Annotated in this window: 16 protein-coding genes and 1 pseudogene; 12 read left to right on the forward strand and 5 right to left on the reverse strand. The window is 70.5% G+C overall.

Features of this window, described 5'->3' with window-relative positions; translation table 11 throughout:
• Window positions 1-11 precede the first annotated feature (11 nt).
• Window positions 12-1,400, forward strand: coding sequence for a PTS transporter subunit EIIC (locus ACIBJH_RS05590; protein WP_399115508.1), 1,389 nt, complete (start codon window positions 12-14; stop codon window positions 1,398-1,400).
• A 69-nt stretch (window positions 1,401-1,469) separates the two neighbouring features.
• Complete coding sequence (locus ACIBJH_RS05595; RefSeq protein WP_399115509.1) at window positions 1,470-2,354, forward strand: hypothetical protein; 885 nt, start codon at window positions 1,470-1,472, stop codon at window positions 2,352-2,354.
• Here ACIBJH_RS05595 and ACIBJH_RS05600 read toward each other — a convergent pair.
• On the reverse strand, window positions 2,351-2,743 hold the full coding sequence (locus tag ACIBJH_RS05600) for a hypothetical protein (protein ID WP_399115510.1): 393 nt from the start codon (window positions 2,741-2,743) through the stop codon (window positions 2,351-2,353). The two genes, ACIBJH_RS05595 and ACIBJH_RS05600, sit on opposite strands and share 4 nt — an antisense overlap.
• Before the next feature lie 112 nt (window positions 2,744-2,855).
• Here ACIBJH_RS05600 and ACIBJH_RS05605 point away from each other — a divergent pair, with 112 nt between their 5' ends.
• The 8 genes and pseudogenes from ACIBJH_RS05605 to ACIBJH_RS05640 all read left to right on the forward strand — a co-directional run bounded on the left by ACIBJH_RS05605 (window position 2,856) and on the right by ACIBJH_RS05640 (window position 6,872).
• On the forward strand, window positions 2,856-3,695 hold the full coding sequence (locus ACIBJH_RS05605; RefSeq protein ID WP_399115511.1) for a Scr1 family TA system antitoxin-like transcriptional regulator: 840 nt from the start codon (window positions 2,856-2,858) through the stop codon (window positions 3,693-3,695).
• The gene (locus ACIBJH_RS05610) at window positions 3,679-3,942 is read left to right on the forward strand and encodes a DUF397 domain-containing protein (RefSeq protein ID WP_399115512.1); all 264 of its coding nucleotides are present in this window, start codon (window positions 3,679-3,681) and stop codon (window positions 3,940-3,942) included. Before ACIBJH_RS05605 ends, ACIBJH_RS05610 begins: the two co-directional genes overlap by 17 nt.
• Before the next feature lie 78 nt (window positions 3,943-4,020).
• Window positions 4,021-4,398, forward strand: a complete 378-nt coding sequence (locus tag ACIBJH_RS05615) for a type II toxin-antitoxin system RelE/ParE family toxin (RefSeq protein WP_399115513.1) — start codon at window positions 4,021-4,023, stop codon at window positions 4,396-4,398.
• Complete coding sequence (locus ACIBJH_RS05620) at window positions 4,395-4,730, forward strand: helix-turn-helix domain-containing protein (RefSeq protein ID WP_399115514.1); 336 nt, start codon at window positions 4,395-4,397, stop codon at window positions 4,728-4,730. The genes ACIBJH_RS05615 and ACIBJH_RS05620 overlap by 4 nt, the downstream gene beginning before the upstream one ends.
• Window positions 4,731-4,778: 48 nt before the next feature.
• Window positions 4,779-5,001: pseudogene (locus tag ACIBJH_RS05625) on the forward strand (hypothetical protein).
• 174 nt (window positions 5,002-5,175) lie between these two features.
• Window positions 5,176-5,850 carry an SCO4225 family membrane protein gene (locus ACIBJH_RS05630; protein ID WP_399115515.1) on the forward strand — a complete coding sequence of 225 codons (675 nt, stop codon included), beginning with the start codon at window positions 5,176-5,178 and terminating at the stop codon, window positions 5,848-5,850.
• Between the two features lie 66 nt (window positions 5,851-5,916).
• Window positions 5,917-6,483, forward strand: coding sequence for a hypothetical protein (locus ACIBJH_RS05635; RefSeq protein ID WP_399115516.1), 567 nt, complete (start codon window positions 5,917-5,919; stop codon window positions 6,481-6,483).
• On the forward strand, window positions 6,480-6,872 hold the full coding sequence (locus ACIBJH_RS05640) for a hypothetical protein (RefSeq protein WP_399115517.1): 393 nt from the start codon (window positions 6,480-6,482) through the stop codon (window positions 6,870-6,872). The genes ACIBJH_RS05635 and ACIBJH_RS05640 overlap by 4 nt, the downstream gene beginning before the upstream one ends.
• Window positions 6,873-6,904: 32 nt before the next feature.
• On the opposite strand, the gene ACIBJH_RS05645 is transcribed toward ACIBJH_RS05640, so the two are convergent.
• Window positions 6,905-7,240, reverse strand: a complete 336-nt coding sequence (locus ACIBJH_RS05645; protein WP_399115518.1) for an ArsR/SmtB family transcription factor — start codon at window positions 7,238-7,240, stop codon at window positions 6,905-6,907.
• A gap of 90 nt (window positions 7,241-7,330) precedes the next feature.
• Between ACIBJH_RS05645 and ACIBJH_RS05650 the strand changes: the two genes are divergently transcribed.
• The gene (locus ACIBJH_RS05650) at window positions 7,331-8,404 is read left to right on the forward strand and encodes a GDSL-type esterase/lipase family protein (protein ID WP_399115519.1); all 1,074 of its coding nucleotides are present in this window, start codon (window positions 7,331-7,333) and stop codon (window positions 8,402-8,404) included.
• 15 nt (window positions 8,405-8,419) lie between these two features.
• Here ACIBJH_RS05650 and ACIBJH_RS05655 read toward each other — a convergent pair whose 3' ends face one another.
• Entirely contained in the window at window positions 8,420-9,358 is a 939-nt protein-coding gene (locus ACIBJH_RS05655) for a metallophosphoesterase (RefSeq protein WP_399115520.1), read from the reverse strand.
• A gap of 47 nt (window positions 9,359-9,405) precedes the next feature.
• Complete coding sequence (locus ACIBJH_RS05660) at window positions 9,406-10,011, reverse strand: GNAT family N-acetyltransferase (RefSeq protein ID WP_399115521.1); 606 nt, start codon at window positions 10,009-10,011, stop codon at window positions 9,406-9,408.
• An 86-nt stretch (window positions 10,012-10,097) separates the two neighbouring features.
• On the opposite strand from ACIBJH_RS05660, the gene ACIBJH_RS05665 reads away from it, so the two are divergent.
• Complete coding sequence (locus tag ACIBJH_RS05665; protein ID WP_399115522.1) at window positions 10,098-10,484, forward strand: hypothetical protein; 387 nt, start codon at window positions 10,098-10,100, stop codon at window positions 10,482-10,484.
• A gap of 175 nt (window positions 10,485-10,659) precedes the next feature.
• On the opposite strand, the gene ACIBJH_RS05670 is transcribed toward ACIBJH_RS05665, so the two are convergent.
• Window positions 10,660-11,790: an NADH:flavin oxidoreductase gene (locus ACIBJH_RS05670; RefSeq protein ID WP_399115523.1), complete on the reverse strand. Its 1,131-nt coding sequence runs from the start codon at window positions 11,788-11,790 to the stop codon at window positions 10,660-10,662.
• Between the last annotated feature and the right edge of the window lie 236 nt (window positions 11,791-12,026).

The following is a 12,026-nucleotide window of genomic DNA, read 5'->3' on the forward strand; positions in this document are numbered from 1 at the left end:
ACGCTCAGGGGGTGGATACCGACACTCCGTACGACATCGCCGCCGCGCTCCTCCCCCTGGTCGGCGGCCCCGCGAACGTCACCTCCGTGGCCCACTGCATGACCCGCCTCCGGCTCGGCCTGGCCGACCGGTCACGGGTGGACGAGGACGGGCTGCGGGCACTGCCCGCCGTGCTCGGGATCGTGGACGACGACACGTACCAGATCGTGCTGGGGCCGGGGGTGGTGGCCCGAGTGACCCCCGAGTTCGAGAAGTTGGTGGGTGGCGGTGGCGAAGTGGCCGCGCGGGGAGCCGAGTTGAAGGAATCGCGGCAGGCACGCAACGCCACCCCCGCCAAACTCCTCCTCCGCCGGATCGCGAACATCTTCGTCCCGCTCATCCCCGCCCTGATCGGCTGCGGGGTGCTGGCCGGGCTCAACGGTCTGCTGATCAACATGAGTTGGCTGCCCGGCCTCACCCCGGCCCTCTCCGCCGTGGCCTCCGCGTTCCTCGCCCTCATCTCGGTCTTCGTCGGCTACAACACGGCGAAGGAGTTCGGCGGGACGCCGGTGCTCGGCGGGGCGGTGGCGGCAGTGGTCGTGTACCCCGGGGTGGCGAAGGTGACGGCGTTCGGGGTCGCCCTCTCCCCCGGCCAGGGCGGAGTGCTGGGCGCGCTGGCCGCCGCGGTGCTCGGCACGTACGTCGAGAAGTGGTGCCGCACCTGGGTCCCCGCCGCCCTCGACGTCCTCGTCACGCCCACCCTGACGGTCCTGGTCGCGGGCCTGGCGACGCTCTACGGCCTCATGTACGCGGCCGGCGAGATCTCCACGGCGATCGGCAGCGCGGCGAACTGGCTCCTCACCACCACGGGCCCCTTCGCGGGCCTGATCCTGGGCGGCCTCTTCCTCCCCCTGGTGATGCTGGGCCTCCACCAGGCCCTCATCCCCATCCACACCACCCTCATCCAACAGCAGGGCTACACCGTCCTGTTGCCCATCCTGGCGATGGCGGGAGCGGGCCAGGTCGGCGCGGCGGTGGCGGTCTACTTCCGTCTGCGTCACGACACTTCACTCCGCACCACGATCAAGTCCGCACTCCCCGCAGGCCTGTTGGGCATCGGCGAGCCCCTCGTCTACGGCGTCTCACTCCCCCTCGGCCGCCCGTTCCTGACCGCGTGTGCGGGCGGTGCGGCGGGCGGCGCGTTCGTGGGCTTCTTCGCGACCCTCGGCGACAAGGTGGGCGCGACGGCGATCGGCCCGTCGGGCTGGGCGCTGTTCCCGCTGCTGGCGGGGAACAGGGGGCTGGGGACGTCGATGGCGATCTACGGGGGCGGGCTGCTGACGGGGTACGCGGTCGGCTTCGTGGCGACCTATGTGGTGGGGTTGAGCGGGGTAGTGCCTGTTGACGCATCCCGGGAGTGAACGTGCGGCCCCCCTTCCGCGTCGTAGGACGGACAGACAGGCGCAAGCATCAACGCCCAGGGGGACTCCATGAACACGCAAGCGAACCGGCTCGCCAGCCTGCTCCTCGCACCACTTCTGGGTACCTGCCTCCTTGCCGGTTGCGGCGATGACCGGAGCGCGGACGACGCGCGTACGGACAGTAAGTCGCAGCAGACGCAGGAGAAGCGCGCTCGTGAAGTGGCCGACGCCTGGCACGGATCCGCGGCCGCCGCTGCCTGGAGCCAGGGCTACTACCCGATGGCCGACACCACGCAGCCCCCGGTATCCGGCTGGCACAGCGACGCGGACAAGCAGGCCTACGAGAGCGGGACCATCGTCCGGAGCGGCAAGCTGCCGACCACCGCGATCACGCAGGGGACGGTGAAGTGGCGGAGCGGAAGCACGCTGAGCCGTCCGGTGGTGGATCCGAACAGGGCGTATCAGTCGTTCGGCCACTACAGCAGTAAGGGCCCCAGGCTCACCGTGACGGGAGTGAAGCTCGGCGAGATGACGATCACCACAAGCCGGGGAACGGCGACTGTTCCCGCCTGGCTGTTCGCTCTCGACGGCTACGACGCCCCGCTCAAGCACGTCGCAGTCACCCCGTCGAAGCTTCCCGAGCCGCCGATCGTACGGGCTCCGCAAGGATCCGCAGACGGCCTCTGGAGTGTCGCCGAGCTGGCCGGGACGGCGGCGGACGGCCGTTCCCTCACCGTGCGGGCGACCCACGGAGCCTGCGACGACGGCCCCGTCGTCAACGTGCTGGAGACGGACGAGAGCGTCGTGCTGTACGCCTCCGTCGCGGGGGCGCGAAGCGGCGCCTGCACAGCCCAACTGATCGAACAGGACGTGAGGGTGGAGTTGCGGCAGCCGCTCGCCGACCGCGTCGTCCTCGACGCCCTCACCGCTCAGCCGGTGCCGTACGCAGGCTAGGGGAGCCGAGCCTCGCGGTTCCGTTCCCGTACCCGGGCCCGCAGCACCTCCTCCTGCGCCGCGGGCCCCGTCGACTCCGGAGGGCAGTCCCACTCCCGGCCGCCGCAGACGGGCCGCAACTGCACGTTCCCGCCCACGTGACCCATCACCTCGCCGACCCGCCCGTCCCGTACGTCCACGGCGTGCGCCCCGACCGGCGGCCGTTCCCCGCGCAGCGCGGACGCCAGCTTCTCGGCGGTACGGACGTTGCAACGCCCCAGCACCACCAACGCGAACGGCTCCTCGCTCGCACCCGTCACCGGGTCCACACCCAGGGACGGCAGGGCGACACCCACACCAGTGAGCGCGTCCCGCAGCAGGGCGACGACTTCTTCCGTCGACCGCAGCATTCCTTCACCTCCACGCAGAGTTCGCTGTTCGCGACACAGCGTGTCCTCTACGTGTCTAACCTGGCCATACGCGAAGTCCCAACAAACTCGGGTGTCAGGGCAGGGAGTTGCTGTGGCAGGACAGAAAGACCTCGACCCGTCGTCGTCACCACGCGCCCTGCTCGGCGCCGAACTCCGCCACGCCCGCGAGAAGGCGGGCCTCAGCCAGGAGGAGTTGGGGCAGCGACTGTTCGTGAGCGGTTCGTTCATCGGGCAGTTGGAGGCGGGGACGCGCCGGATGCTGCCGGAGTACGCGCGGATGCTGGACGTTGAGCTGGGGACGGGGGACTTCTTCACGCGGAACTGTGGAGCGGCGGCGAAGTCCAGGTACCCCGAGCACTTTGCGGAGGCGGCGGAGGCGGAAGCCGCAGCGACTGAGATCAGGCAGTACTCGACGATGCTCATCCCCGGGTTGCTCCAGACACCCGAGTACGCACGGGCCGTGTGCCGCGCCTATCAGCCCACGGCAACGGATGAGGTGATCGAGGAACTCGTGACGGCCCGGATCGAGCGGACGCATCTCCTCGACGACCCAACAGCACCACTGTTGTGGGCGATTGTTGACGAAGCCGCGTTGCGCCGGGTGTCGGGCGGCTCTGCGGTCATGGCGGCGGCCCTGCACCGCGTCATCGGCCTGATGCGCCGGAACCGGGTCATCGTGCAGGTCCTGCCGTTCGAGGCAGGGGCACACCCGGCCATGCAGGGCTCCATCAAGCTCATGGACTTCGAGGACGCCCCGCCGCTGGTCTACTTCGAAGGCGTTGGCACCGGACGCCTGGAGGACGATCCGAGCACCGTCAGGCATCACCGCCTCACCTACGAACTCCTCGCGGCCTGCGCGCTCTCCCCCGAGAAGTCCCTGGTCTTGATCGAAGCGATGGCGCAGGATTACGCCCATGAGGAGCAACCCTGAGTACGACCTGAGCACCGCGATCTGGCACAAGTCCAGCTACAGCGGCGGCGGGGGCGACAACTGCCTCGAAGTCGCCCGCTGGCGCAAGTCGACGCACAGCGGCGGCGACGGCGGCGACTGCCTCGAAGTAGCCGAAGGCAACCCCGCCCTCGTCCCCGTCCGCGACTCCAAGAACCCCCTCGGCCCGAAACTCGTCTTCCGGGCCGCCACATGGTCCACGTTCGTCGAAGGCCTCAAGCACGCCTGACCACGGCACATCACTCCATGCGGTGACCTTTTCCCAATACCACGAGTATGCTGTTGTCGACATACTACGGTCCGCCGCATGGACAACCTGTACGTGATCGAGCTGGAGCCAGAGGTGCGGTCCTGGCTGGAACTCCTGCCCGACAACCACCACCGCAAAGTGGAGGAGTACGCCGAACTGCTGGCCGCTTCGGGGACGCAGACCCCCATGCCCTTCGCCCGCCCTCTCGAAGGGGGCGTCTACGAACTGCGCCCCACACTCGGCGGCGTAGACACCCGGATCACATACTGGTTCGCACCGGATCGCCGCATCGTGCTCCTCACGGTCTTCCGCAAGACCCGTATGCATGAGGCCGCGCAGGTCGCGCGAGCAGTCGCCGCTCGCAAGGTGTGCGCCGGCAAGCACGGGCCCGCTCACACCACCTACAGTCGCGGCGAAAAAGGAGACACGCGATGAGCCACACCCGCTGGAAGCTGGCCCGCGAGAAGAAGCTGGCCGAGGAGGACACCGAATCCCCGGAGGTCGCTGCCGAGCGTGCGGAGATCCGGCTGGCCATGGCTTTCGCCAAGGCCGTGTACGACCGCCGCATGGAGCTGGGGCTCACACAGACACAGCTCGCGGAGCGGGCCGGGCTCACCCAAGCGAAGATCTCCCGCGTCGAGGGTGCCGACACCGTGCCGACCCTCCCCTTGCTGCGGCGCCTGACCCTGGCGCTGAACGCCTCGTTGAACATCGCATTGGACGACGACCACGAGGAAGTCAGGTTCATCGCTCACCCCGCTGCCTGAGGGCGCCCCGAGCTGCGCTCCGAGGCGATCGCAGGTGAACTGCGCCTCATGGACCCCAGCGTGCGCAGTTCACGCTCGCTTACCCGACAACTCCTGGACCCGGGCTTCACAGAGGTCGGTGCTTCGGGGCGGCGGTGGACGTATGACGAGATACTCGCGGCGATGCGCTGGTGCGCCTCACCTACGAGACCACGCTGGACGGAAACCGGTCCCGGCGACGTGGCGGATGTACTACCACCAGGCCACCCCCGTCCCGCCCGACAGCATGTGACCGCGCATCTCGGGCGGTGATCGTCAGGACATCGAGCCTCGGACCAACTGAGCTGCCATGGTGGGTGATTGAGCCCTTCAGCCCCTCCCGCTGAGTACCGGTACTCATGCCCGGCCGCCCCCCTTCGGTCCACCGTTGTGGCACCCACACCGGACCGAACCGAAGGACGCCTCGATGCCGCATCCCTCCCGCCCGCGCCGGCTCCTCGCGCTCGCCACGGACAACTGGCCGGCCCGGGCCTACCTGGGCGTCGTGGGCGCCTCCGTCGTGGTGATGTTCCTCTCCCCGGAGAGCCCCGTCGCCACGGCCCCCTTGGTACTCACCGCGCCCCTCTCCCTGCTGGGCATCGTCCTCCCCTTCGGTCCCGGCACCGAAGGCGGCGGGACGGCGCAGGGGCTGGCCGTCGGCTCCTGGACGGTGTGGGTCGCGCTGAGCGCGCTGGTGAACGCGGCCGTGATCGGCGCCCTGGCGACGAGGAAATCCGCAGCACACTCCACAGCACGCCCTGCGACACGTACCGCCCGTCTCCGTGCCCTGCTCGCGCCCGCCGTGGACAACTGGCCCGCGCGGGTCTACCTCGCCGCGGTCACCGCCTCGGTGGTGTTCTTCCTCTACGCCGCGTACGTCCTGCCGGACCCGGGGTTCGCCGGGATCTGGCCGCTCATCACGACCGCGCCGCTCAGCTTCGTCCCCCTCGCGGTGTCGATACCGGCCGAACTCCCCGATCTCTCCTGGCTGAGCCCGCCGCTCTTCGCAGCCGCCTGCGCCCTGTGCGGGCTGGTCAACGCCGTCCTGCTCGGCCGCCTCGCCCACCGACTCCGTACACGCGAAGCGCACCTGGCCGTCTGAGCGGAGGAACGGCGGGGTCCACCCCGCCACCGGCCCGCGGCAAAGCCGACTATCGTCGGCAGGACCATGAACCACGCCCAGCAGACCGCCCTAGGTCGCGCCCTCCGCCTCCTCGGCGAGCACGGTGAGGCGCTGACGTCCGACACCCCCGACGCCCGGCTGCACGAGGTCAAGGCGGACATCAAGCGCGCCCTGGACCTGCTGGACGACACCGTCAGCGGCGGCGCGCCGACCACCCGCTGCCCGGAGCACCCGGGCGGCCCGGTCGACGCCGACGCCCCCGACCTGTGCCTGCTCTGCGAGACCCGGCGCCGCGCGGCCCGCCGTTCCGAGATCAACGGCCCCGACGTGCGCAGGCCGGCCGACACCACGCCGTCGCGCTACGGCGTGCGCGAGGACCGCCCGCAGGCGCAGCAGCGCTGGCTGCCCGAGCTGTGGAACGGCCAGGCCTGGCAGCTGTGCGGCACCCCGCGCCGCGACCGGCACGAGGCCGAGCTGTATCTCGCGGCGCAGCGCCGCGGCTCGCGCGCGGCGATGGCGTACCGGCTGGTGCACGAGTTCACGGACTACGAGGTGCTGCGGGTGTGGGGCACGCCGGTGCACGTGGACATCGAGCCGCTGGGGAACCTGTGAGCATCTTCAAGGGGTTGAACTGGTGGCAGCGGGTGGTGTTCGTCGCGTGCCTGTGCGCGCTCGCGCTGCCGCTGTGGTTCGCCGCGAGGAACGTCCACCGCTTCGTCGACGGCGACCGGACGATCACCGAGGGATACGTCCACTGCGAGTCGAACGACCGCTGCACGGGCACCTGGCGCCTGCCCGACGGACACCAAGGGCGGGGAAAAATAGCGGGGTTGGCCTTCGAGTACGACGAGGAGCAGGTGACGGGCATCCGGCTCTTCGCCGGCCGGGACTGGGCCGTGACCGAACGCTCCGACCTGGCGTACCACGCGGCCTACGAGTTCGCCGCCGCCGCGATCGGCGCGGCACTGATCGTCTCGGTCGCCTGGTTCAAGTCCCGCTAGGACTGTGACCCGCAAGGTCTGCCGGACAGGTCCTAGCGGACGAGGTCGGGGCGGGTGCCGAGCACGGCGGCCAGCAGTCCGGGGAAACAGGCGTCGAGATCCTCGGTCCGCAGGCTGACGATCCGGTGCGCGCCCTGCACGCGTTCGCGCAGCACGCCTGCCTGCCGCAGCACGCGCTGGTGGTGCGAGAAGGTCGGCTGGCTGATCGTCAGACCCGCGGCGTGACGGAGATCCACGCAGGGCGACTCGCCGAGCCCGGCGAGAGTGCGGACGATGCTGACGCGCGCCGGGTCGGCGAGCGCGGCCAGCACCTTGACCAGCCGGAGGTCCTGCGCGGCGGGGTGACGGTCGTCGTCGGTTGCCATCATGCGCCCAGGATATCGACAGTCACCGATCGCATCGACTATCGTCAAAGACATTGATGGATGTCGATTGATTATTGATTGGGGGATGTCCTCGTGACCTGGACCACCGCCTACCTCGCCGCACTCGCGGATCCGGCCGGAACACCGCCGTTCATGCCGCAGCCGCGCACGTTCGCGCCGGCGGAGACCGTGCGGCAGCGTGTCCGCGTCCTGCGCGGGGGCACCACGCTGCGACTGGTGCTCAGCAACGAGTTCGGCCGCACGCCACTGGTCTTCGACACGGTCACGATCGCGGACGCCGGCCTGCCGGTGACCTGCGAGGGCCGGACATCCTGGGAGGTCCCGCCCGGCGGGACCGCGACCAGCGATCCGGTCCCGCTGATGTTCGACGCCGGGCACGAGCTGACGGTCGACCTCACACTCGGCGACAACGCCGAGGCCGGTGCCTACCTGCACTCCGCACAGCGGACCGGCGAGGTGCTCGGCTCCGGCGAGCGCTTCACGTCGCTCTACTGGATCACCCGGGTCCTGACAAACGCCCCCGCGAACGGGCCGGTCATCGTCGCCTTCGGCGACTCGATCACGCGCGGCGACGGCACCTCGGCCGATCTCGACCAGCGCTACCCCGACCACCTCCAGCGGAGGATCGGCTCAGCCGGAACCGTCCTCAACGCCGGAATCGGTGGCAACCGCCTCCTCGGCCCGCTGTTCGGCCCCACCCTCCCCGACCGTTTCTCCCGCGACGTGCTGGGCACCCGGGAGGCCACCCACCTCTTGCTCCTGGCCGGCCTCAACGACGTCGGCCTCGGCGCCACGGCCGCGCAGATCACCGACGCGCTGTTCGCACTGGCCCGCCGCGCGGAGGAGCACCGCATCCGCCCGGTCATCGGCACCCTGACGCCGACGATGGGCAGCGTCTACGAGACCTTCCGCGCGGCGGGCACCGAGACCACGAGGGTCGCCGTGAACGAGGCGCTTCGCGCCCAGTCCGACTGGCCTCTGATCGACTTCGCGTCCGAGGTGTCCGATCCACGGGACGCTTCCCGACTCGCCCCCGCCCTCGACTCCGGCGACGGCGTCCACCCGAGCGACTCCGGCGCGGCGGCGCTCGCGGCGGCGGTGGACCTGGACCTGTTCAAAGGCACGGGAGTCGCGGCGACCCGCTAGGACCCGTCAGGCGGATCAGGTCGCAGCACCAGCCGCGCCACCGTTCTCCCGCTCCTGTTCCCGCTCCCGCCCCTGTTCCCGCTCCCGTTCGATGACCAACCGGGTCCGCTCCGCGTCCAGTTGGTACACCGTCTCGTGCGCCCGTGGATCGCGTGCGTGGAAGGTGTGGAACATCGGCCCGGTGTCACCGCCCAGTTCGACCCGCGAGGCCGAGGCGCCGCGCACCGCCCGCTCGGTGCCGTACGCGGTCGTCAGGTCGACGCGGTTGACGACACCCGGCGTGACCCACACCGGGGTCGCCTCCAGGAAGCCGAAGAGCTGGAGGTGGAAGTGCCCGGTGAGGACGACCCGTACGTCACTCCCCCGGATCGCGTCCGCCAGCTCCCCGGGATTGCGCAGCCCGAAGGCCTGTTGGGTCGGTACGTCGAGGGCGATGGGCGGATGATGGAAGGCGAGGACGGTGCCGTTCCCGAACGGCGTGCTCAACTCCTCCTTCAGCCAGTCCAGTTGGGCCCCGCTCAGCCGCCCGTACACCTTCCCCGGCACCAGTGAGTCGAGCGTGATGAAGCGATACCCGCCCACGTCACTCACGGCCGCGCACGCGAACTCCACCGGAAACACAGCCGATACGACCCGATCGGTGCCGTCGGCGGCCAGGTGCCCGCTCCCCAACACCTTCCCGAACGCCTCGCGTTCGTCGTGGTTCCCGGTCGTGTAGAAGACCGGCACCCCGCCCATCGACCGCGCGAAGCCGCCCACCAGCTCCCGTACGGTCGAATACGCCTCCACCGCACCGTCGTTGGCGAGGTCCCCGGTGACGACGATCGCGTCCACCCCGCGCTGGTGCCGGAGTTCGGCGAGCATCAGCCGCAGCGAGTCGGTCGCGTTGACACCGTTCCGGTTGGGGGCGTCGGTGCGCTCCAGGTGGGTGTCGGACAGGTGGAGAATCCTCATGTTCCGGCACGCTAGCCCGAGTTGGGGCCCCCACCAAGAGCCACGGCTCAACGAGTGGCCGGCCGCCACATGGTCGTAACGACCTGGCCACCTGCGGTGACGATCTCGTCCCGGACCTCGAACCCGACGCTCTCGTAGCGCCTGTTGTTGGCCGGGTTGGTCGACTCCAGATACACGGGCGCACCGGCCGCACCGAGCGCGTCGATCCGGGCCAGCCCGTCGGCCACCAGCCCCATACCCAGCCCCTTGCCTCGGTGATCGGCGTGCGTGCCCAGGATGGTGAGGTAGAAGAACGGCTGGGCGGGGTGCGCCGCCTCGAACTGCTCCCCCACCTCCATGATCGCCCGAGCGGTGCCCGCATCGGTGACCGCGGCCAACCGCCCCTCCAGCCCACCGGCCTCCTCCTCGGTCAACTCGACACCGCCCGGCGGGATGAAGATCGCGGCGGCCTCGACCTCCGGCGTCACCAGCGTCCAGGGATACCGCAGCGCGGAACCGGCGTAGACCCGCCACATCACGGCCGCCTGCTCGGCGCGCCGGCGCTCGTCCGGGAACGCGGGCCCCCAGACCGGGTCGTGGAGAAAGGCACTGGTGAAGGTGGCGACGAGAGCGTCGAGATCGGCGACGGTGGCCACCCGGCCGGCGGAAGTCATACGATCACCGTACGCACGCCCACGGAGCTTCGCGCACGAGGGGACGAGGAGAACGACAGCCGGAGCGGCAGGGCGGAGAAGACATCGTGGGGTTCCCGAGAGACCCGGACACCGGCGCCATGTGGGCCGTACTGCTGGTGGCCGTCGGGCTGCCCGCGCTGCTGTACGCGGGCATCGCCCGGTTCACCGGGCACGGGCGCAAAGGGGGCCCGGTCTGGCGCCCGTTGGACGACCGGCTCAACCTGGTCTGCGCCGTCCTCGCCGTCGTCGGCCACGCGGGCGCCTCGGTCGCGATCGGGGGCTGGGGGGACGTATTCGGATTCACCCCGAGCGCGGGCATGAGCGGCAGCTTCTCCAGCGCCCTCGCCTACGCCGCCGGCGGCGACCAGAAGGGCCGCGCCCTCCGCCCCATGCTCCTGCTGCTGGGGCCGTACTCACTCGCCCTCGGGTACTTCGCGCGCATCGCAGGCTGAGCGGCACCTTTCCAACACAGGCCGGCATCACCCAGCCCGTCCGGCACCCTTCAAACCCAGGCCCGCACCATCAGCCCGTCCGGCGTTTGAGGACGAGGCCGTCCAGGCCGAAGCGGGGGTCTGGGGGCGGCAGCCCCCAGGGACGGGACGGGCAGGGGCGGCGGGGGCGAGAAACTCAGCTCAGCGAGCGCAGCGCCGCCGCGTCGTACGGCGCCAACTCGCCCACCCGCCCCGCAAGCACCTTCGCCGCCCACTCCGGATCCTGAAGCAGCGCCCGCCCCACCGCCACCATGTCGAACTCGTCCCGCTCCAGGCTGTCGAGCAGATCGTCGATGCCCTTGACCGGCGCGCCCTCCCCGCGGAACCCCTTGAGGAAGTCCCCGTCGAGGCCGACCGACCCGACCGTGATGGTCTGCTTCCCGGTGAGCTTCTTGGTCCAGCCCGCGAGGTTGAGGTCGGAACCGGTCTCCTCGAACTCGGGAAGCCAGTAGCGGCGCGTGGACGCGTGGAAGACGTCGACACCGGCCGCGGCGATCGGGGTCAGGATCGCCTCCAGCTCCTCCGGGGTCTCCGCGAGCCGCGCCCCGTAGACGTCCTGCTTCCACTGCGAGAAACGGAAGATGATCGGGAACTCCGGCGAGACCGTCTCCCGTACGGCCGCCACGATCTCCGCCGCGAACTTGGTACGGGCGACCGGGTCACCGCCGTAGGCGTCCGTACGACGGTTGGTGCCCGAGTACAGGAACTGGTCGATGAGGTAGCCGTGGGCGCCGTGCAGCTCGACGCCGTCGAAGCCGATGCGCTCGGCGGCTGCGGCGGCCTCGGCGAAGGCGCCGATGACGTCGTCCAGGTCCCGCTGCGTCATGGCCGTACCGGTGACGTCGTCGCTGCCGATGCGCAGCCCGGACGGGCCGACCGCGGGGGCGTCCGCGTACGGCGGCTGGCCCTGCTCGCGGACCATGCCGATGTGCCACAGTTGCGGCACGATCGTGCCGCCCGCCGCGTGCACGCCCTCGGCGACCTTCGCCCAGCCCGCGAGCTGCTCCGCGCCGTGGAAGCGCGGGACGCGGTCGCTCTGCCCGGCGGAGTCGTGGCCGACGTACGTGCCCTCGGTGACGATCAGACCGACGCCCGCGGCGGCCCGGCGGGAGTAGTACCCGACCACGTCCTCACCGGGAATGCCGCCCGGCGAGAACTGCCGGGTCATCGGCGCCATCACGATCCGGTTCGGGACGGTCAGGCCGTTGAGGACGATCGGACGGGCGAGCACTTCGGCCGCTCGGGAGGCGGGGGCGGACGTAGACACGTGTGGGGGCTCCTCGGAACTACAAGGCACTGGGTACCGGACGGTATGTGCGTATGCATCGATCATGCGTCAACGACAACCTCCGAGCCAAGTCCGTCATTCCACCCGCTTCACGCGACAGCCTGTGATCCCGGACACGCCGGGCTCCGCCGGGATCACAGTCCGGGGCCAGAAGGCCCGAGGTACGGGCTGCGAACTCTTGGGCGGCCACGGGCTGGTGTATCCCCACGGCCAGG

This window comes from Streptomyces sp. NPDC050548 (genome assembly GCF_044457385.1).
In the GTDB taxonomy this organism is placed as follows: domain Bacteria; phylum Actinomycetota; class Actinomycetes; order Streptomycetales; family Streptomycetaceae; genus Streptomyces.

Coding starts and splice junctions, on each gene's coding strand:
- ACIBJH_RS05595 (WP_399115509.1), top strand. CDS start 1,470: ATGAACACGCAAGCGAACCGGCTCGCCAGCCTGCTCCTCGCACCACTT.
- ACIBJH_RS05600 (WP_399115510.1), bottom strand. CDS start 2,743: ATGCTGCGGTCGACGGAAGAAGTCGTCGCCCTGCTGCGGGACGCGCTC.
- ACIBJH_RS05610 (WP_399115512.1), top strand. CDS start 3,679: ATGAGGAGCAACCCTGAGTACGACCTGAGCACCGCGATCTGGCACAAG.
- ACIBJH_RS05615 (WP_399115513.1), top strand. CDS start 4,021: ATGGACAACCTGTACGTGATCGAGCTGGAGCCAGAGGTGCGGTCCTGG.
- ACIBJH_RS05620 (WP_399115514.1), top strand. CDS start 4,395: ATGAGCCACACCCGCTGGAAGCTGGCCCGCGAGAAGAAGCTGGCCGAG.
- ACIBJH_RS05630 (WP_399115515.1), top strand. CDS start 5,176: ATGCCGCATCCCTCCCGCCCGCGCCGGCTCCTCGCGCTCGCCACGGAC.
- ACIBJH_RS05635 (WP_399115516.1), top strand. CDS start 5,917: ATGAACCACGCCCAGCAGACCGCCCTAGGTCGCGCCCTCCGCCTCCTC.
- ACIBJH_RS05645 (WP_399115518.1), bottom strand. CDS start 7,240: ATGATGGCAACCGACGACGACCGTCACCCCGCCGCGCAGGACCTCCGG.
- ACIBJH_RS05655 (WP_399115520.1), bottom strand. CDS start 9,358: ATGAGGATTCTCCACCTGTCCGACACCCACCTGGAGCGCACCGACGCC.
- ACIBJH_RS05660 (WP_399115521.1), bottom strand. CDS start 10,011: ATGACTTCCGCCGGCCGGGTGGCCACCGTCGCCGATCTCGACGCTCTC.